The following is a 19,223-nucleotide window of genomic DNA, read 5'->3' on the forward strand; positions in this document are numbered from 1 at the left end:
CCCTCACCGGCCCTTCGGGAGGCCGAGGATGCGCTCGGCGACGATGTTCCGCTGGATCTGCGAGGTGCCCGCCGCGATGGTGTAGGAGAGGGAGGAGAGCCGGTCCAGGGTCCACTCCTCCTCCAGGGAGAGGGACGAGGGCCCCAGCACCTCCGCCGCCGCCTCGTACAGCTCCTGGCGCGCGTGCGAGTAGGCGAGCTTGAAGACGGAGCCGCCGATGCCGGGGACCCCGCCGGAGCGCTCCGACTCGCTCACGTTCCACTGCGTGAGCCGCCACAGCGCGCCGAACTCCCCGTACAGCCGCCCCAGCCTGCGCCGCAGCACCGGGTCGTCCCAGCGCCCGTTCGCCTTCGCCGTACGGGCCAGTTCGCCCAGGGTCCGGCGGCAGGCGACGACCTCCCCGACGAAGGCGGTGCCCCGCTCGAAGGACAGGGTGACCATGGTGACCCGCCAGCCGTCGTTCTCCGCTCCGACCCGGTTGGCGACCGGAACCCGTACCTCGTCCAGGAACATCTCCGCGAACTCCGTCGACCCGGCGAGCGTGCGCAGCGGCCGGATCGTCACGCCCGGCGCGTCCATGGGCATGGCCAGCCAGGAGATCCCCCGGTGCTTCGGGGCCTGCGCGTCCGTCCGCACGAGCAGTTCGCACCAGTCGGCGACCTCCGCGTGCGAGGTCCAGATCTTCGATCCGGTGATCACGTACTCGTCGCCGTCGCGGACCGCGCGCGTGCGCAGGGAGGCCAGGTCGGAGCCGGCGTCCGGCTCGCTGAACCCCTGGCACCACACCTCGTCGCCGCGCAGTACGGGCGGCAGCCAGCGCGCCCGCTGCTCCGCCGTCCCCTCGGCGGCGATGGTCGGGCCCGCGTGCAGCAGCCCGACGAAGTTGGCCCCGACGTACGGGGCCCCCGCGCGCTCGGTCTCCTCCAGGAAGATCAGGTGCTGGGTCGGGGTGGCCCCGCGGCCGCCCGCGTCGACCGGCCAGTGCAGGCCCGCGTACCCGGCCTCGTACAGCCTGCGCTGCCAGCCGAGGTCGTACGCCCGCCGCCCGGGCCAGTCGTCCGGCGAGGGCTTCGCGGGCAGCTCGGGCAGCGCCTTGCCGAGCCATCCGCGCAGCCGGGCCCGGAACTCCTGCTCCTCTTCCGTGTAGGTCAGTTCCATCAGCGGCCCTTGACCCGGTCCAGGTCCCGGTCCAGGTCGAGGCCGAGCATGCGGATGGCGTTGCCGCGCATCAGCTTGTAGACCGTCTCGTCGTCCAGGCCCTTCACGTGGTCGAGGGCGACCTCCTTGGTGTGCGGGAAGGTCGAGTCCACGTGCGGGTAGTCGGTCTCGAAGGTGGCGTTGTCGCGGCCCACCACGTCGAGGGAGGCGATGCCGTGCTTGTCGCGGAAGAAGCAGCAGAACATCTGCCGGTAGTAGTACGTGGACGGCGGCTCGGGGATCAGGTCGCGGACCCCGCCCCAGGCGCGGTGCTCCTGCCAGACGTCGTCGGCGCGCTCCAGGGCGTACGGGATCCAGCCCATCTGCCCCTCGCTGTAGGCCAGCTTGAGCGTCGGGAACTTCACCAGCACCCCGCTGAACAGGAAGTCCATCATCGAGGCCATCGCGTTGTTGAAGCTGAGCGAGGCCTGGACGGCGGGCGGCGCGTCGGGGGAGGCGGCGGGCATCTGGGAGCTGGACCCGATGTGCATGTTGACCACCGTGCCGGTCTCCTGGCAGACGGCGAAGAAGGGGTCCCAGTACCCGGAGTGGATGGACGGCAGCCCCAGGTAGGTCGGGATCTCGGAGAAGGTCACCGCGCGCACCCCGCGCGCCGCGTTGCGCCGGATCTCGGCGACCGCGAGGTCGATGTCCCACAGCGGGATGATGCACAGCGGGATCAGCCGGCCGCCGCTGTCGCCGCACCACTCCTCGACCATCCAGTCGTTGTAGGCGCGCACGCAGGCGAGGGCCACCTCCTTGTCGTGGGCCTCGGCGAAGGTCTGCCCGCAGAACCGCGGGAAGGTCGGGAAGCACAGCGAGGCCTCGACGTGGTTGAGGTCCATGTCGGCGAGCCGCGCCTTGGGGTCCCAGCAGCCGCGGCGCATCTCCTCCCGGGTGATCCCCTCCAGCGTCATGTCGTCGCGGTCGAAGCCGACGGCGGCGATGTTGCGCTTGTACGGGAACTTCAGGTCCTCGTAGATCCACCAGTCGGTCGGCGGGCCGTCGGGGTCCATGGAGATCACGTACTTGCCGCCGGTGTACTCCAGCTCGCCGATGCCCGCGGTGAGGGCCTTGGGGCCGCGGTCCCGGTACTTGGCGGGAAGCCAGACGTCGAAGAGGTGCGCGGGCTCGATCACGTGGTCGTCGACGCTGATGATCCGAGGCAGTTCCAGTCCCATGCGGTCTCCCCAATCTGATGGATCGTCAGAAACAAGCTAGCCCCGCCACCCCTGGACCGACAAGCGTCAGCGCTCTACGCTCTCCGCTTGATCTGACTATCCGTCAGCTATGGGGAGGTCTGTGATGACGGACACGACGACCGGCACCGCGACGGAACTGAGCCGGTCCGCGACCCTGTGGGAACTGATCGCCCGCCGGGCCGCCCTGACCCCGGACGACACCGTCCTCATAGAGGCGGCCGAAACCGCAGAAGCCCCTGCCTCCCACAGCCCCGCCGACGGCCGCCGCCTGACCTTCGGGGAGCTCCGCGAGCGCTCCGAGCGAGCCGCCGCCGGCCTGTACGCCATGGGCGTGCGCCCGGGCACGGTCGTCGCCTGGCAGCTCCCCACCCGCATCGAGACCGTCCTGCTCTCGGCCGCCCTGGCCCGGATCGGCGCCGTCCAGTCCCCCGTCATCCCGTTCTACCGGGACCGGGAGGTCGGCTTCGCGCTCCGCGAGTCCAAGGCCGAGTTCTTCGCCGTCCCGGGCGTGTGGCGGGGCTTCGACTACCCGGCGATGGCCGCACGGCTCGGCGCGCGCGGCGTCTTCGAGGCGTACTCCGCCCTCCCGGACGGCGACCCCTCCGCACTCCCCCCACCGCCCGCCTCCGGCACCGACGTCCGGTGGATCTACTGGACCTCCGGCACCACCTCCGACCCCAAGGGCGTCCTGCACACCGACCGCTCCCTGATCGCGGGCGGCTCCTGCCTCGCGCACGCCCTGCGCCTGACCCCGGCCGACGTCGGCTCGATGGCCTTCCCGTATGCGCACATAGGCGGCCCGGACTACCTGGTGATGCTGCTCCTGTACGGCTTCCCCGCGGTGCTCTTCGAGAAGTTCGCGATGCCGGACGCCCTCGACGGCTACCGCCGCCACGGGGTCACCGTGGCCGGCGGCTCCACGGCCTTCTACTCCATGTTCCTCGCGGAACAGCGCAAGGACCCGGGCGTCCCGCTGATCCCCACGCTGCGCCTGCTGGCGGGCGGCGGCGCCCCGAAGCCGCCGGAGATCTACCACGCCGTCGTACGGGAGATGGGCTGCCAGCTGACCCACGGCTACGGCATGACCGAGGTCCCGATGATCACCATGGGCGCCCCCGACGACACGGCGGAACACCTGGCCACCACCGAGGGCCGGCCCCCGGCCGGGATGTCCATCCGCATCACGGACCCGGCGGGCGAGCCACTCCCGGCGGGGGTGGACGGGGAGGTCCGGCTCCGGGGGGAGGCGGTCTGCCAGGGGTACCTGAACCGGGATCCGTCGGAGTCGGCGGAGGTCTTCGACGCGGACGGCTACCTGATCACCGGCGACCTGGGCCACCTCACGGCGGACGGGTACCTGGTGCTGACCGGGCGCAGCAAGGACGTCATCATCCGCAAGGGCGAGAACATCTCGGCGAAGGAGATCGAGGACCTGCTGCACGAGTTGCCCGGGGTTGCCGACGTGGCGGTCATCGGGCTGCCGGATGCGGAGCGGGGGGAGCGTGTCTGTGCCGTGGTCGAGCAGCCGGCGGGGGCGGCGGCGCTGACGCTGGCGCAGGTGACGGCGTACCTGCGGGCCGCGGGCCTGGCCACGCACAAGCTCCCGGAGCAGCTGGAGCTCCTGGACGCGCTCCCGCGCAACGAGGCCCTGCGCAAGGTCCTGAAGTACCGCCTCCGCGAACGGTATTCCTAGCCCGGCGGCGCGGGGGCCGCTGCGCGGAGCTGCTCCCCGCCCCGCCCCTTCCCGAAACCGGGCTCCGCCCGGACCCTCCCCCAGACTCCGTCCGGGGGGACCCCCACTCAAACGCCGGCGAGGCTGAAGATCAGCCCCGCCGGCGTTTGAGGCGTGGGGGGTCTGGGGGCTACATCCGGCTCAGGGACGCGGCGGCGAAGAGGACATCGCGGATGGCCTCGCGGTCACCGTGCTGGCCCGCGGCCGCCTCCTCCGGGGAGATGTGCCCGGCAGCCAGCTGGCAGAACTCGACGCGGTCCAGCGCGATCTCCGCCACCGTCCGCTCGGCCGACGGCACCGCCCCCGGCGAGTCCAGCGCGATGTCCCACCCGCCACCACCCGCACCCTCGATCTCCAGGTGCAGCGTCCGCCCCGGCGCACCCGCCGCGACCAGCCCCTTCGCCGGAGCCGCCAGCCCCGCACGCCGACGCTGCGCGAGCGCCCCCGGCAGCAGCCGCGCCGCCAGGTCGATCATCCGGTGCAGATGCGGCCCGGCCGGCGGCTCGTACGGATAGTCCACCGCCTCCGCGATGTCCCACGCGTGTACCCAGCACTCGAAGGCCCGCTCCAGGAACGCGTCCCCGAGCGGCAGCGAGAAGTCCCCGTACTCCACCGCCAGTTCCGCCACACCGCGCCCCGCGAAGGAGACCGTGCGCACCAGCGTGTGCCCCTGCTCCCGCCACGGCTCGCGGACCTGCCGCGTGGCCGGGTACGCCGACGCCTGCCAGAAGTGCTCCGTCCGCGCGGCCGGGCCGACGCCGGCCGGCGCCTCCTTGCCGAGCGGATCGTCCAGCCCCAGCGCGGTGGCCACCAGGCCGTCCACCGCCAGCAGATGCCCGATCACCCCCGCCACCGTGGTCCGCTGCGTCTTGCGCCGCTCCTCCTCGAACCACTTCAGCCGGACCGGGGTGTGCCACTCCGAGTCCCCGAAGTCCTGGAGCAGCGCGTCGAGCCGCGCCGTCTCGGTGTCGTACGGGTTCGCCCACACCGGCACCGGGATCCGGGCCGGCCGCTTGCCCAGGCAGTCCTCCAGCACCCGCGAGCGCAGCAGCGGCTTGAGGTCGAGGTTCTCCTCCGGGTGCAGCAGGCCCACCGCGTCGCGCAGCCGCAGCGCCTCCTCCGCGCAGGGCGCGCACTCGGTGAGGTGGTCCTCCACCGCCTGCGTCTCCTCGGCGGAGCACGCGGCCAGCGCCCACGCGCCGAGCAGCGACTTCAGCACGGCGTGGGAGGGCGGGGCGGCCGGCAGCGGCTGCAACCGCGCCGCCTGCGGCGCCTGCCGCGGGTCGAGGTCGTCGGCGGCGCCGCGCGGGCCCGGTATCCGGGCCCGGCCGCCGGGGCGCTCGTATCCGTCCTCGGGCCACTCGGCAGGGCCGTTCATCGCGACGTTCCATATCCGGGCTGGGCGGTGTCCTCCAGCGGGAGGGCGTTGGCGGTCGACAGCAGTTGGAGCCCGAGCCGCAGCCGGCGCCGCGCCTCGTCCTCGCTGATCTGGAGGTCCGCGGCGGCCTGCCGGTAGTCGCGCCGTTTGAAGTACGCGAGTTCCAGCGCGGCACGCAGCGGCGCGGGCATGGAGGTGACGATGTAGTCCGCGCGGGCGGCGGCGTTGGCGCTGCGCACCTTCTGCTCGAGCTCCTCGCGGGAGCCGCGGCCCAGTTCGGCCTGGCGCAGCCGGGCCACCGCCTGGCCCTGGGTGATCCGGGCGACCCAGGAGCGCATGGAGCCCTGCTTGGGGTCGTAGGCGTCCGGGTTCTCCCAGATGTAGCCGAAGACCTCGCGGGTGATCCGGTCCGCGGCCTTCTCGTCGCCCAGTACGCGGTGCGCCAGGCTGTGCACGAGCGAGGCGAAGCGGTCGTACAGCTCTCCGAGCGCGGCGGCCTCGCCGCGGGCGAGGCGTTGCTGCATGCGGCGGTCCCAGCGCGGTGGTACGTCCTTAGGCATAGTGCCCCCAGCCGTTTGTCGACGCATCGAATGTAATGGGCACCTGGCCGATCGCGCCCGTTTTGGGGAAAGGTCACCCTGGAAGTGAGCCCTGGGTGATAGGGGCGTGGCAGTGTGTGAACCGTGGTACGGGCAGCGACACATGGGTACAGGTGTACGCGCCCCACTGCGCTCCCCGTGCGCGGGTTCGATGCGTTCGCGCCCTTGACCCGTTCGCTTAACGCACAGGCCACCGAGGCCTTACGCTCCTGCCTTGTCTGGATCTGAACACACCGCACACGTGAAGGCGGAACGCCGAACATGGACAGCGCAGAGTACGAGCGCAAGATCGCCGCCCGATTCGCCACCTTCGACCAGGACGGGTCCGGTTATATCGACCGGGAGGACTTCAGCGCGGCCGCGAAGGCCGTCCTGGCCGAATTCGGCACCACCGCCCGGTCGGACAAGGGCCAGGCCGTCTTCGCCGGGGCCGAGGCGTTCTGGCAGGGCATGGCCGGGATCGCGGACGTCGACGGGGACCAGCGGGTGTCCCGCGAGGAGTTCATCACCGGGGCGGCGAAGCGGCTGCGCGACAGCCCGGACCGGTTCGCGGAGATCGCGCGGCCGTTCCTGCGGGCCGTGATCGCGGTGGCGGACGAGGACGGCGCGGGCGCGACCCCGCAGGCCGCCGCCCGGGTCCTGCGCGTCCTGGGCACGGCGCCCGACCTGGCCCCGCAGGTGGCGGCGGCCCTGGACGCGGACGGCGACGGCCGCATCTCGGAGGACGAGATCCTGTCGGCGTTCGCGTCCTACTGCGGCGTGGAGGCCCCCGACGCCTGACGGCCGGGACCGGCCTCATCCAGCCTCGCCTGGGGGTCCCCCCGGACGGAGTCCGGGGGGAGATTGAGGCGTGGGGGTCCCCCCGGACCGAGTCTGGGGGAGGGTCTGGGGCAGAGCCCCAGCAGCCGGCCCGCACGGGCCCTACCGCGCCTCACCCGCAGACGGCCTAGGCGAAGACCACCGTGCGCGAGCCGTTCAGCAGCACGCGGTGTTCGCTGTGCCACTTCACCGCCCGCGCGAGCGCCTGGCACTCCACGTCCCGCCCGACCGCCACCAGCTGGTCCGGGGTCACCTCGTGGCCCACCCGCTCGACCTCCTGCTCGATGATCGGCCCCTCGTCGAGGTCCGCCGTCACGTAGTGCGCGGTCGCGCCGATCAGCTTCACGCCCCGCGCGTGCGCCTGGTGGTAAGGCTTCGCGCCCTTGAAGCTCGGCAGGAACGAGTGGTGGATGTTGATGATCCGCCCGCTCAGCTCCTTGCACAGGGTGTCGGACAGCACCTGCATGTACCGGGCGAGCACGACCAGCTCGACGTTCTCGGAACGCACGAGCTCCAGCAGCTCCGCCTCCGCCGCGTCCTTGGTGGCCTTCGTCACCGGGATGTGCACGAACGGGATGTCGTACGAGCCCACCAGCTCGGCGAAGTCCGTGTGGTTGGAGACCACGGCCGCGATCTCGACCGGCAGTGCCCCGATCCGGGAGCGGAACAACAGGTCGTTCAGGCAGTGGCCGAACTTGGACACCATCAGGATGATCCGCATGCGCTCCTCGGAGCGGTGGATCTGCCAGTCCATCCTGAACGAGTCGCCGATCGCGGCGAAGCTGGCGCGCAGCTTCTCCACCGTCACCGGGGGGTCGGCCTCGAAGTGCACCCGCATGAAGAAGAGTCCGGTCTCCCGGTCTCCGAACTGCTGGCTGTCCACGATGTTGCAGCCGGTCATGAAGAGGTAACTCGACACGGCGTGCACGATGCCCTGCTTGTCGGGACAGGACACGGTCAGGACGTACTGCGGGGGCTGGGACTGTGCCTCGGGCTGCGGGTCGCTCATGACCGCATAGCCTTTCACACCGCGCGGGTGAGGATCCTCAACACATCCAGCGACGTGGGCCGGGCGTCCGGGTCGTCCCCGTCCGCCGTGGCCAGCCGTACGTGCGCCTCGCGCGCGGCACGGACCGCCTCGGGCCAGGCGTGGTGTTCCAGGTAGGCGGAGACGGCCGCGTCGGGACCGACCTGGTGCATGATGCGGAGCACCCGCAGCACCGCCAGGTCTACCAGGGCCGCCTCCTGTGAGTCGCGCAGGATCGTGCCGACGTACTTCTCGGCCGACCAGCTGTCGAGCCAGGTGTCCTCGACGAGCCGGTACACGGCATCGGTGACGTCCCCGTAGCCTTCGGCGCCGGCGAGCCAGGTGTCCTCGTGGAAGGCCGGATCGGAGAGCATGTGCAGCGCCGAGCGCACGTTGCTGCGCCAGCGCCACCACGGCATGTCGTTCAGGGGCATGCCGCCCATGGTGGAGGAGCGGCCACCTCGGCGGGAAGAGTTCTTCGAACCTTGGGCGAATGTCACGTCGTCGATCGTACGTTCCCGCCTTCCGCGATCTTCAGGCGCGTGTGAACAACCGGAGGCGAGTATTCCCCCCGGTAATTCACCTGCACGTCACCGGATGTTGTGAACCCCTCACTCTCCAGTTCCCCGTGGGGCGGAATGGTGCATGGACATGACCGATCGGCGACGCACAGCAACTCTCTCCCGCACCCTCCTGGCCACGGCGATGGGTGCGTGTCTCGTCGCCGGGTGCGGGGTGATCCCCGGGGGCTCGGGGGGCTCCGCGGGCACCCTCACCGTCATGACGTTCGCACCCGAGGACACCAAGGCGACCAACATGCCCGGAATGCCCGGCATGGCCAAGGCGTACGAGCGCTGGGTCAATTCCAAGGGCGGCATCAACGGCCGCAAGCTGCGCGTACTGACCTGCAACGAGAAGAACACGCCCAGCGGCGCCGCCGACTGCGCCCGCAAGGCCATCGACGAGAAGGCCGTCGCCGTCGTCGGCTCCTACAGCCAGCACGGACGCGCCTTCATGGCCCCGCTGGAGGCCGAGGGCATCCCGTTCATCGGCGGGTACGGAGTCTCCTCCGAAGAATTCCAGTCGACCCTCTCCTACCCCGTCAACGGCGGCCAGCCCGTCCTCCTCGCCGGCGCCGGCCACCAGCTGGGCCGCGCCTGCGCCCAGGTCTCCCTGGTCCGCCCCGACACCCTCGCGGGCGACTCGATGCCGATCCTGCTGAACGCCGGGCTCAAGGCCAACAAGATCCCCGACGCCTCCGACATCCGGGCCGCCGAGGACTCCGCGGACTTCTCGGCGCAGGCCCGCGAGGCCCTCGCCGACACCGCCGCGATCACCGCCGCCGGCAGCAGCAAGGAGAAGGAGAAGGAGAAGGCCAAGGGCTGTGTGACCGCCGTCCTCGGCGAGCGCACCGAGACCTTCTTCGACGCCTTCCGCCGCGCCGACTCCCAGAACAGGAAGCCGCAGATCTCCTCGGTCCTCGGCAGCGTCAGCCAGTCCCTGGTGGACCGCACCGGCGGCAAGGAGAGCCCCTTCGAGGGCGCCTACCTGACCAGCTGGTACCCGGTGGCCACCGACCCCCTCTGGGAGCCGATGCGCAAGGTCATCTCCGACTTCGCCTTCGGCGACGACGGCGTCGACCCCGACGACAGCGGAACGCAGACCACCTGGATCGCGTACACCGTGCTGAACGACGTCCTGAAGCGCTTCAAGCCGGACGACGACATCACCGGCCGCAAGGTCACGCGGGCGCTCAACCAGGCGGAGTCCGTCAACACCGGCGGCCTCACCCCGGATCTGAGCTGGCGCTACCAGGACATGCGCGCCGTCGCCGGCTTCCCCCGCATCGTCAACGGCCGGGTCACCTTCCAGGTCGTCCAGGCGGGCCGGCTCGTCGCCCAGGAGGGCGAACAGACGATGGACATGACCGTGACCCTGGAACAGGCCCCCCGGGCGGCCTGACGGCCGTCCGGCTCACAGCTGTGACTTGTCGCGCTTGGTGAGGCTGTACTTGGCCGCGATGTTGTTCCACAGGACCGCGGCCGACTCCTTGGCCTTCGTCGCCTCGCCGCTCGCCTTGTTGCCGGCGCTGGCGTTCTCGGAGTTCTTGGCCTTGCCGTCCTTGCACTTGTCGTCGTCCACGTCGTCCGCCCAGGCCGCGTAGCTGTTGTCGGCGGCCGCCGAGGACTGCCAGGCCTTGGTGAGCGCGGCGGTCAGCTTCGCGTGGTCGGGGAGCTGGTCCACCTTCAGCTCCTGGAGGCGGGTGACGAGCTCCTCGCGCTGGCGGGCCGCGTCGCGCAGGTCGGCGGCCGCCTGGTCGAGGTTGCTGCAGCTCTTGATGTCCTCCACGGCCTTGATCACCGCGGCCCGGCTGTCGTTGCTGTCCGCGAGGAGCTTGTCCAGCTGGACGGCCTGCGGGCGGGCCGGGTCGACGGGGGCCTCGCCGCCGGGCGCCGCCGAGCCGCCGCTCGCGGTGGCCGCCGGGGGTACCGCGCCCGGGTCGTTGTTCTGCGGCTTGCCGTCGCCGAGCAGCGAGCCGACGCCGAGCCCGACCACGGCCAGGCCGATGACCACCGCGGCGATGATCGCGGGCGAGACCCGGCGGGGGGCCTCCGGCGGCGGGGGCGGCGCGAACTGCTGCTGCGGGTGCGGCTGGTGGTGCTGCTGCTGCGGCTGGTGGTGCTGCTGCGGCTGCGGCGGTACGGGGCCCTGCCCGCGCGGCGGATACGCGCGCGGCGGGACCGGCGGCAGGTGCTGGGTGTGCCCGGCGGAGTCGTCACCGCGGAACAGCCCGTCGAACGGCTCGAACCCGCCGGCGGCGGGGACCGGCGGGATGTACTGGGTCGCGGCCTCCTCGTGCGCGGGAGCCGCGGGGCCCGCCGGCACGGGTGGGATGTACTGGGTCGCCGCCTCCTCGTACGCGGAGGCCGCGGGGGCAGCGGGGCCCGCCGGCACGGGCGGGATGTACTGCGTCGCCGCCTCCTCGTACGCGGAGGCCGCGGGGGCAGCGGGGCCCGCCGGCACGGGCGGGATGTACTGCGTCGCCGCCTCGGGCAGCGGCGGGTAGCCGTAGCCGTGCGGCTGCCCCGGCCCCTCGTACCCGGGCCCCACCACGTGCCCGGGGGCCTCCTGCGGCTGCTGCTGCGGGTGCTGCGGGTAGCCGTACGCGGGCTCCGGACCCCACGGGGCACCCGGCTGGGGGGCGCTCCCCTGTCCGTTCTCCGTCACCGGGTCTCCTTCTCCGACTCGCCCGAACCTTACGGAACCGTCGGTCACGCTACCCGGTAACGCACCGCTACCGGGAGGCCACCCGGCAACCCACCCGGCCCGCCGGGCCGCCGCTAGGCGACCCGCGCCTCCAGCCGCGCGCCGAACTCGCGGACCGCCGCCTCCTCCCCGTACGGCTCCAGGCGGGCCCGGAAGTCGTCCAGGTACTCCGCGCCCCGGTTCGAGCGCAGGCCCGACAGCAGGTCCGCCGCCTGCGTGGCCGTCTGGCAGGCCTGTTCCACCTCCCGCTGCTGGACCTGCGCCGCCGCCAGCAGCAGCAGCCCGATGGCCCGGCGGCGCGCCTTGCCCGCCGGGAGGCCCCGTAGCGCCTCCGCCGCCTGCTTGGCCGCCGCGTCCGCCTGGCCCAGGTCCCGGTGGCAGTGGGCCAGCTCGTCCGCGAGGTAGGCCTGGTCGAAGTGCCGGATCCACACCGGGTCGTCGCCCGACTCCGGCTCCGCCCGCTCCAGCGCCGTGACGGCCCGGGACGACAGCACCGCCGTCGCCCGGTTGTCGCCGAGCAGCGCGTGCCCGCGCGCCTCGGCGGCGTAGAACATGGCCTCCACGCGCGGGGTGACCTGCCCCCGCGTCCCCTCCTGCGCGGCCCGGGCCAGCTGGGCGATCTCCCGCGGGTTGCCCAGCTCGGCGGCGAGGTGGCTCATCGACGCCGCGAGCACGTAGCCCCCGTACGCGCGGTCGCCGGCCGCCTGGGCGAGCCGCAGCGCCTGGATGTAGTAGCGCTGGGCCAGGCCCGGCTGGCCCGTGTCCACCGCCATGTAGCCCGCGAGCTCCGTCAGCCGGGCCACCGCCGCGAACAGCGCGCGCCCGACGGGCTCCCGGTACGAGCCGCCGATCAGCCCGGACACCACGGAGTTGAGGTAGTGCACGACCACCGGCCGCACGTGCCCGCTGCCGAAGCGGTGGTCGAGGTCCTTGAGCGCGTCGGTGGTGGCCCGTACCGCCTCCACGTCGGACATCCCGACGCGCGAGCCGCCACTGCGCGCCACTTGCGTGTCAGCGCCGGTGATCAGCCAGTCGCGGCTCGGCTCGACGAGCGCGGAGGCGGCCACGCTGGAGCCCGCCAGGAAGTCGCGGCGGCCCACGTCGCTGCGCCACAGCTCGCAGGCCTGCTCGATGGCGCCGATGACGGTCGGGGAGAACTGCAGGCCGACGCCGGAGGCGAGGTTCTTGCCGTTGGCCATGCCGATCTCGTCGATGGTGACGGTCCGGCCGAGTTTGCGTCCGAGCGCCTCCGCGATGATTCCGGGAGCCCGGCCGCGCGGCTGCTGGCCGCGCAGCCAGCGGGCCACGGAGGTCTTGTCGTAGCGGAGATCGAGGCCGTGTTCCGCTCCGCACATGTTGACCCGCCGGGCGAGCCCGGCGTTGGAGCACCCGGCTTCCTGGATGAGCGCCTGCAGCCGTTCGTTCGGCTGGCGGGCAACGAGAGGCCTGGCTGCCATGAAAACCCCCTGAGGCCGCGGGTGATCGTTGGAATGATCACTTCCCGCCTGATGTGCGGAGAATCTTCCGCTCTGCGTCGTGTCGCTACCCAACTCCGGCGCCCCGGGCTCCTACGCGCCCCCGCCCGTGCATCAGTGCGCCCCGCATGCAGGATCGATGCTCCGCCCACCGGCTGGTTTACGCCCGTAACCCCAGGTGACCCGCGGAGTTGTGATGGGCGTGGAAGAGACCATGGGAGTCACGGAGACCGCACCCATCCCCAAGCAGCGCGGCGAGCAGCTGCTGGACCATGCCGTGCGGTACGCGGAAGAACGGCACTGGGATGTCTTCGCCGGCACCTGGCTGGAGGCGGGCGACGGACGGGAGCTGTGCTCCTGCGGGGCAGAGGACTGCGCGACCCCGGGCGCGCACCCGGCGGTGAAGGACTGGGCTGCGCAGGCGACCGGCAGCGCGGTGCGGGTCCGGCAGATCTGGGGGAGGCACCCGGGGGCCTCGATCCTGATGCCCACGGGCCGGACGTTCGACGCGCTGGACGTGCCGGACGCCGCCGGGTTCCTGGCCCTGGCGCGGCTGGAGCGCATGGAGCGCACGCTCGGGCCGGTCACCCTCACGCCCGACCACCGGATGCTGTTCTTCGTCCTGCCGGGCGCCGGGGCCAAGGTCGCGGACCTCGTGCGCAAGCTGGGCTGGACGCCGTCGGCGCTCGACCTGGTCGCCCGGGGCGAGGGCGAGTACGTGGCCGCTCCGCCCACCCGCTTCGGCGGCCGGGGCTCGGTCCAGTGGGCGCGGCGGCCCACGCCGGCGAACCGGTGGCTGCCGGACACGGAGGAACTGATCGACGCGCTGGCGTACGCGTGCGGGAGCGAGGCCGCCGCCGACCGAAAGCGGCGCCAGGCCTGAGGCCCGGGCACCGGAGCCAGGTCCGCCCCCGCCGACCTGGGACATTACTGACCGGAAACTCATGACATAAGTAACTGCTCAAGCCTCTCCCCCTCCTCCTATGGTGAGCGAAGAACGACCAAACGGGGACGTGTGACGAGAGGCAGGCGCATGCCGGACCAGGGTGATGCGACGGGCGGGACGTACGGGACGGGTGGCGCGCGATCCGCGCCGTCCGCCGTGCGGGTGGAAGGTCTGTGGAAGCGCTTCGGCGAGCAGGTGGCCGTCTCCGGGATCGACCTGGAGCTGCCCGCGGGCAAGTTCATCGGGCTGGTCGGCCCGAACGGCGCGGGAAAGACGACAACGCTGTCGATGGTGACCGGGCTGCTGCGCCCGGACATGGGACGGGTCTTCGTCGCCGGGCATGACGTGTGGGCGGACCCGGTCGAGGTGAAATCGCGGATCGGCGTGCTGCCGGAGGGGCTGCGGCTCTTCGAGCGGCTTTCGGGGCGCGAACTGCTCGGCTACATGGGCCGGTTGCGGGGGCTGCCGGGCGAGGAGACCGACAAGCGGGCGACGCAGCTGCTGGAGGTCCTGGACCTGGCGGGCTCGCAGCACAAGCTCGTCGTGGACTACTCGACGGGCATGCGCAAGAAGATCGGCCTGGCGGCCGCGCTGCTGCACAACCCCGAGGTGCTGTTCCTGGACGAGCCGTTCGAGGGCGTGGACCCGGTGTCGGCACAGACCATCCGCGGGGTGCTGGAACGTTACACCGCGTCCGGTGCCACGGTCGTCTTCTCCTCCCACGTGATGGAGCTCGTCGAGTCGCTGTGCGACTGGGTGGCGGTCATGGCCGCCGGGCAGATCCGCGCCGCGGGCCCGCTGGCCGACGTACGGGGCTCCGCGCCCTCCCTCCAGGCCGCCTTCCTCGAACTGGTCGGCGCCCACGGGCGCGACGCCGCCGGGGACTCCCTGGACTGGCTGGGCGGCGGCTCCGGGACGGCGGTCGCACGATGACCGCGGTCACCGCATCCACCGCTGCCACCACTTCCGCTTCCGCTCCTGCCTCTGTGACGGCGGTTTTCGTACGGCTGAAGCTGTCGCTGATGCGCAACGGGCTGAAGGGCTCCTCCAAGCGCAAGGCCGCCTGGATCACCTCGCTGGTCTTCGCGCTGGTGGTCGGCTTCTTCGTCACGCTCGGCCTGGCCGTGCTGCACGGCAACGCCCACGCGGGCACGGTCGTCGTACTGCTGGCCGCGATCCTGGCGCTCGGCTGGGCCTTCATGCCGCTGTTCTTCCCCACCGGAGACGAGACCCTGGACCCGAGCCGGCTGGTCATGCTGCCGCTGCGCCCGCGTCCTCTCGTACGGGCCCTGCTGGCCTCCTCGCTGGTCGGCATCGGACCGCTGTTCACGCTGTGCCTGGCGGTCGGCTCGGTGATAGCCGTCGCGCACGGCGCCGCCGGGGTGGCGGCCTCGGTGGTGGCCGTCCCGCTGCTGCTCCTGGGCTGCGTGGCCCTCGCGCGGGCGGTGGCCACGGCCAACGTGCGGCTGCTGACCAGCCGCAAGGGGCGGGACCTGGCGCTGCTCAGCGGCCTGCTGATCGCGGTGGGCGCGCAGCTGGCCAACTTCGCCAGCCAGCGCCTGTTCCAGACGGGCGGACTGTCCCAGCTGGAGCCGGCCGAGGCGGTGGTGCGCTGGCTGCCGCCGGCGACCGCCGTCGGCATGGTGGACTCCGCGAGCAAGGGCTCGTACGGGGTGGCGGCGGCCCAACTGGCCCTCACGGTCGGCGCCCTGGCCCTGCTGCTCTGGTCCTGGGAGCGCAGCCTGACCAAGCTGATGGTCACCCCGGACGGCTCGACCATCGCGGCCGCCAAGCCGGAGAAGGACCGCAGCGCGGGCGGCTTCTGGTCGCTGCTGCCGGCGGGCCGGACGGGCGCGGCCATGCAGCGGACCCTGCGCTACGCGGTCCGCGACCCGAAGACGAAGTCGGCGTGGGTGACCGCGCTGGCGATCGGCCTGATCGTCCCGGTCTTCAACGCCCTCCAGGGCACGGGCTCGCTCTACCTCGCCTGCTTCGGCGCCGGGATGCTCGGCGTCCAGATGTACAACCAGTTCGGGCAGGACACCTCGGCGTTCTGGATGGTCGCGCAGACCATCTCCACCCCGCGCGACGCGTACGTGGAACTGCGCGCGCGGGCCTGTGCGCTGGCCCTGGTCACCGTCCCGTACACGGTCTTCGTGACGGTGGTGACGGCCGCCCTGGTCGGCAACTGGTCCGGCTTCCCGGCGGCGCTGGGGCTGGCCCTGGCCCTGCTGGGCGCGATGCTCTGCACGGGGGCGGTGGCCTCGGCCCGGTACCCGTACTCGATCCCGACGGACGGCGCGTTCAAGAACGTCGCCCCGGGACAGGGCGGCCTGGCCTGGATGGGCATCTTCGGCGGAATGCTCGCGTCGGCGCTGATCGCCGCCCCGGTGATCGCCCTGACGATCTGGCTCAACGTGGCGGACCTCCAGGACGTGTCCTGGCTGGTGCTCCCGCTGGGCGTGGCCTGGGGCACGCTGGCGACCTGGGCCGGCCTGCGCCTGGCGGCCCCGACGGTGGCACGGAGGCTGCCGGAGATCCTGCTGGCGGTCAGCAAGGGGTGACGTGAGGGGCGGGGGCTCCGGGGGGCGGACCCCCGCCCGGAGCCTCAACGTGAAGCGTCTGCCCTGACACCCTCCAGGAAGGGCTCCAGGGCCGCGCGCAGAGCTGCCGGCTGGTCGTAGTGGAGGTAGTGGCCCGCGTCCGGGATTTCGGCGTAGCGGCCCGCCGGGAGGACGCGGACCATCTCCTGGGCTTCGGCGCGGCCCAGTTCGCCGTCCAGGCCGCGGACGACCAGCGTGGGGCAGCGGACCTGGGCCAGCTCCTCCCAGTGGGCGTCGTGGACCCAGGTCTCGCGGGCCGTCAGCATCTGGCGGCGGGAGAAGAGCGGGCGCCAGCCGTCCGGGGCCTCGTGCATGACCTCGGCGAAGAACGCGCCGCGGCCGGGGTCGGGCCGTTCCACCCGGGGGTCGTCCTCGCCGAACCAGCGGCGGGCGGCGTCCTGCGTCGGGAAGGGCACCGGCCAGCGGTGGAACCAGTCCTCCCACTCCTGCTGCGAGGCTTCGCCGAGAGCCGAGGCGCGCATGTCGCAGATGACCACGGCTTCGACCAGGTCCGGGCGGCGGGCCGCGAGCTGCCATGCGGTGAGGGCGCCCATGGAGTGGCCGATCAGGGTCACGGGGGCCAGGCCGAGCTGCTCGACGACGGCCTCCGCGTCGGCCACGAAGGCCTCACGCCCCAAGGAGGTCCGGACGTCGTGGCCGGCCGGCGGGCGGTCGCTCTGGCCGTGGCCGCGCTGGTCCAGGGCGATGACGCGGCGGTGCTCGCCGAGCCAGCGGGCGGTGCCGGCCCAGTGGAAGGCGCGGCCCATGAGCCCGTGGAGTAAGAGCACCGCGGGGCGGGGGTCCGGCCCGGCCGGCTGCGCCCCGGCCGCAGGATCCGCTTCGCGGAACTCCCAGGCGGCCAGGCGTACGCCGTCGGCCCCTGTCACATCGATGCGCTGTACCACCGCAGATGCACCCCCTTCGCTCCCGGCCAGACTATCGAACCTGTATTCGAAAACGGGCGTCTCGCCGACAACACCGCTCTTTCGAGTGACCTTGCTCAAGGATTGGCCGCCGCTGCCGATGGAGATCCTTTCAACAGGGAGGCGGGCCGCTCGGGGAAGACGGTCCGAAGGGGATGACCTTGAGAGCTCGGGGCTCCAGGTCACAAGGGGAGGACCGGTCCCGGCGCCGCAAGGCGCCGGGACCGCCCACATCACGACCGACCGTCTACGTCCACACCACGAACATCTACATCACTGACCGACCAGGACTACACCACCGACTGACCCGGACGGGTGGGTTCCTGCCGGGATTCAGGCCCAGGTGTCAGTGCTTCAGCTCTGCCTGCCGTGTCAGCGCTTCGCCACGAACACGTGCGAGGCGACCTCCGCGTCCAGCTCGGCGGCCTCGCCGCCGCTGCCGACCAGCACACCGCCCGGGGACTCGGTCACGCTCACCACCGAGCCGGGCTGCACGCCCGCCCGCCGCAGCGTGTACATCAGCTGGGCGTCCGTCTGGATCGGCTCCCCGATCCGGCGCACGACCACGGTCTTGCCGTCGGCGCCCGGGTCCAGCTCGGAGAGGCTGACCATGCCGTCCTCCAGGAACGGGTCCGCCTCGGCCTTCTCACCCAGCTCCTCCAGACCCGGGATCGGGTTCCCGTACGGCGACTCGGTCGGGTGGCGCAGCAGCTCCAGTACGCGCCGCTCCACCGCCTCGCTCATCACGTGCTCCCAGCGGCAGGCCTCGGCGTGCACCTGCTCCCACTCCAGGCCGATGACGTCGACGAGCAGACACTCGGCGAGCCGGTGCTTGCGCATCACGCGCGTCGCCAGCCGCCGCCCCTCCTCCGTCAGCTCCAGGTGCCGGTCGCTGGCGACGGCCACCAGCCCGTCCCGCTCCATCCGCGCCACCGTCTGGCTCACCGTCGGGCCGCTCTGGTCGAGCCGCTCGGCGATACGGGCGCGCATGGGGACCACACCTTCCTCTTCCAGCTCAAGGATGGTGCGGAGATACATCTCCGTGGTGTCGATCAGTCCGGACATTCGTGCCCCTCGGATTGCGTGCGCTGGCCCTGCCCCCAATTCTGACGCATCGGGCCCACAACCGTCCCGTACCGAGCGTCAAGCCCTCTCCCGGACATCTCCGCGACATCTCGGCGGAGATGTCCCCCCTGGATTGACGTTCGTATTGACACGCCCTTGGTCCAGACCGCACGGTGAGCGGCGGACACGGACGCACCCCACCCCCGGAAGGCCATCGGCGTATGAGCGAGAGCAAGCTGGCCGGTCAGTTCTTCGACGCCGCCATCGGCCTTCTGGAGCGGGTGCGGGACGAGGAGGCCACGCGGATCGCCGAGGCCGGCTCCCTCGTCGCCGACGCCGTGGCGGACGGGAAGCGGCTCTTCGCCTTCGGCGCCGGGCACTCCTCGCTGCCCGCCCAGGACGTGGTCTACCGGGCCGGCGGACTGGCCCTGATGAACTTCCTCGCGGTCCCGGGCACCGCCGGCATCGACGTCATGCCCGCGACGCTGGGCAGCGCGCTGGAACGGGTCGACGGCCTCGCCGCCGCCGTCCTGGACAGCAGCCCCGCCTCCGAAGGCGACGTCCTGGTGATCATCTCCCTCTCCGGGCGCAACGCGCTGCCGGTCGAGATGGCCATGAACGCCCGCGCCATCGGCCTCAAGGTGATCGGCGTGACCTCGCTGGCGTACGCGACCGAGACCAGGTCGCGGCACGCCTCCGGCACCTTCCTGAAGGACCACTGCGACCTCGTCCTCGACAGCAAGATCGCGGTCGGCGACGCCGAGCTGAGCATCGACGGCATCGACGCGCCCTTCGCCCCCGCCTCCACCGTCGTGACCAGCGCGATCATGCAGGCGGTCATGGCGGCGGCGGCCGGCGAGCTCGCCGCCCGCGGGATCGAGCCCCCGCTGCTGCGCTCGGGCAACGTCGACGGCGGCCACGAGTGGAACGGCCGCGTCATGAAGGAGTACGGCGACCGGATCTTCTTCCGCCACTAGGCACCTCCCGGAC

Annotated in this window: 17 protein-coding genes; 7 read left to right on the forward strand and 10 right to left on the reverse strand. The window is 72.2% G+C overall.

What is annotated here, in order from left to right:
* Positions 1-3: 3 nt before the first annotated feature.
* Both JIW86_RS18730 and JIW86_RS18735 read right to left on the reverse strand, forming a co-directional pair.
* Positions 4-1,158: an acyl-CoA dehydrogenase gene (locus JIW86_RS18730; RefSeq protein WP_257554940.1), complete on the reverse strand. Its 1,155-nt coding sequence runs from the start codon at positions 1,156-1,158 to the stop codon at positions 4-6.
* Positions 1,158-2,378, reverse strand: coding sequence for an amidohydrolase family protein (locus JIW86_RS18735; protein ID WP_215139503.1), 1,221 nt, complete (start codon positions 2,376-2,378; stop codon positions 1,158-1,160). The genes JIW86_RS18730 and JIW86_RS18735 overlap by 1 nt, the downstream gene beginning before the upstream one ends.
* A 124-nt stretch (positions 2,379-2,502) precedes the next feature.
* Here JIW86_RS18735 and JIW86_RS18740 point away from each other — a divergent pair, with 124 nt between their 5' ends.
* Positions 2,503-4,092, forward strand: coding sequence for a class I adenylate-forming enzyme family protein (locus JIW86_RS18740; protein WP_257554942.1), 1,590 nt, complete (start codon positions 2,503-2,505; stop codon positions 4,090-4,092).
* 169 nt (positions 4,093-4,261) lie between these two features.
* On the opposite strand, the gene JIW86_RS18745 is transcribed toward JIW86_RS18740, so the two are convergent.
* Both JIW86_RS18745 and JIW86_RS18750 read right to left on the reverse strand, forming a co-directional pair.
* The gene (locus tag JIW86_RS18745; protein WP_257554944.1) at positions 4,262-5,509 is read right to left on the reverse strand and encodes a maleylpyruvate isomerase N-terminal domain-containing protein; all 1,248 of its coding nucleotides are present in this window, start codon (positions 5,507-5,509) and stop codon (positions 4,262-4,264) included.
* Entirely contained in the window at positions 5,506-6,069 is a 564-nt protein-coding gene (locus JIW86_RS18750) for a sigma-70 family RNA polymerase sigma factor (RefSeq protein ID WP_215139506.1), read from the reverse strand. Before JIW86_RS18750 ends, JIW86_RS18745 begins: the two co-directional genes overlap by 4 nt.
* Before the next feature lie 300 nt (positions 6,070-6,369).
* Here JIW86_RS18750 and JIW86_RS18755 point away from each other — a divergent pair, with 300 nt between their 5' ends.
* Positions 6,370-6,888 (forward strand): EF-hand domain-containing protein, encoded by a 519-nt coding sequence (locus JIW86_RS18755; RefSeq protein WP_257554946.1) that lies wholly within the window; start codon positions 6,370-6,372, stop codon positions 6,886-6,888.
* Positions 6,889-7,054: 166 nt separating this feature from the next.
* On the opposite strand, the gene purU is transcribed toward JIW86_RS18755, so the two are convergent.
* Both purU and JIW86_RS18765 read right to left on the reverse strand, forming a co-directional pair.
* Positions 7,055-7,936: a formyltetrahydrofolate deformylase gene (gene purU / locus JIW86_RS18760; RefSeq protein ID WP_257554948.1), complete on the reverse strand. Its 882-nt coding sequence runs from the start codon at positions 7,934-7,936 to the stop codon at positions 7,055-7,057.
* 14 nt (positions 7,937-7,950) lie between these two features.
* Positions 7,951-8,397: an SCO4402 family protein gene (locus JIW86_RS18765; RefSeq protein ID WP_215139682.1), complete on the reverse strand. Its 447-nt coding sequence runs from the start codon at positions 8,395-8,397 to the stop codon at positions 7,951-7,953.
* A gap of 208 nt (positions 8,398-8,605) precedes the next feature.
* On the opposite strand from JIW86_RS18765, the gene JIW86_RS18770 reads away from it, so the two are divergent.
* Complete coding sequence (locus tag JIW86_RS18770) at positions 8,606-9,916, forward strand: ABC transporter substrate-binding protein (RefSeq protein ID WP_257554950.1); 1,311 nt, start codon at positions 8,606-8,608, stop codon at positions 9,914-9,916.
* Positions 9,917-9,928: 12 nt separating this feature from the next.
* Here JIW86_RS18770 and JIW86_RS18775 read toward each other — a convergent pair whose 3' ends face one another.
* Both JIW86_RS18775 and JIW86_RS18780 read right to left on the reverse strand, forming a co-directional pair.
* Complete coding sequence (locus JIW86_RS18775) at positions 9,929-11,182, reverse strand: hypothetical protein (protein WP_257554952.1); 1,254 nt, start codon at positions 11,180-11,182, stop codon at positions 9,929-9,931.
* A gap of 113 nt (positions 11,183-11,295) precedes the next feature.
* Complete coding sequence (locus JIW86_RS18780; RefSeq protein ID WP_257554954.1) at positions 11,296-12,678, reverse strand: transcriptional regulator; 1,383 nt, start codon at positions 12,676-12,678, stop codon at positions 11,296-11,298.
* A gap of 232 nt (positions 12,679-12,910) precedes the next feature.
* On the opposite strand from JIW86_RS18780, the gene JIW86_RS18785 reads away from it, so the two are divergent.
* From JIW86_RS18785 to JIW86_RS18795, 3 genes are all read left to right on the forward strand, one after another.
* Positions 12,911-13,579 (forward strand): bifunctional DNA primase/polymerase, encoded by a 669-nt coding sequence (locus tag JIW86_RS18785; protein WP_251063799.1) that lies wholly within the window; start codon positions 12,911-12,913, stop codon positions 13,577-13,579.
* Positions 13,580-13,729: 150 nt separating this feature from the next.
* Positions 13,730-14,575, forward strand: a complete 846-nt coding sequence (locus JIW86_RS18790) for an ABC transporter ATP-binding protein (RefSeq protein WP_215139513.1) — start codon at positions 13,730-13,732, stop codon at positions 14,573-14,575.
* A complete protein-coding gene (locus JIW86_RS18795) occupies positions 14,572-16,206 on the forward strand; it encodes a transporter (protein WP_257554959.1) in 1,635 nt (544 codons plus the stop codon). Before JIW86_RS18790 ends, JIW86_RS18795 begins: the two co-directional genes overlap by 4 nt.
* 44 nt (positions 16,207-16,250) lie before the next feature.
* Here JIW86_RS18795 and JIW86_RS18800 read toward each other — a convergent pair whose 3' ends face one another.
* Positions 16,251-17,150 (reverse strand): alpha/beta hydrolase, encoded by a 900-nt coding sequence (locus JIW86_RS18800; protein ID WP_257554961.1) that lies wholly within the window; start codon positions 17,148-17,150, stop codon positions 16,251-16,253.
* Between the two features lie 390 nt (positions 17,151-17,540).
* Positions 17,541-18,233 carry a metal-dependent transcriptional regulator gene (locus JIW86_RS18805; protein ID WP_215139516.1) on the reverse strand — a complete coding sequence of 231 codons (693 nt, stop codon included), beginning with the start codon at positions 18,231-18,233 and terminating at the stop codon, positions 17,541-17,543.
* 221 nt (positions 18,234-18,454) lie between these two features.
* Here JIW86_RS18805 and JIW86_RS18810 point away from each other — a divergent pair, with 221 nt between their 5' ends.
* Positions 18,455-19,210, forward strand: a complete 756-nt coding sequence (locus JIW86_RS18810; protein ID WP_257554963.1) for an SIS domain-containing protein — start codon at positions 18,455-18,457, stop codon at positions 19,208-19,210.
* Positions 19,211-19,223 lie beyond the last annotated feature (13 nt).

The sequence above is a fragment of the Streptomyces sp. NBC_00162 genome (genome assembly GCF_024611995.1).
GTDB lineage: Bacteria > Actinomycetota > Actinomycetes > Streptomycetales > Streptomycetaceae > Streptomyces.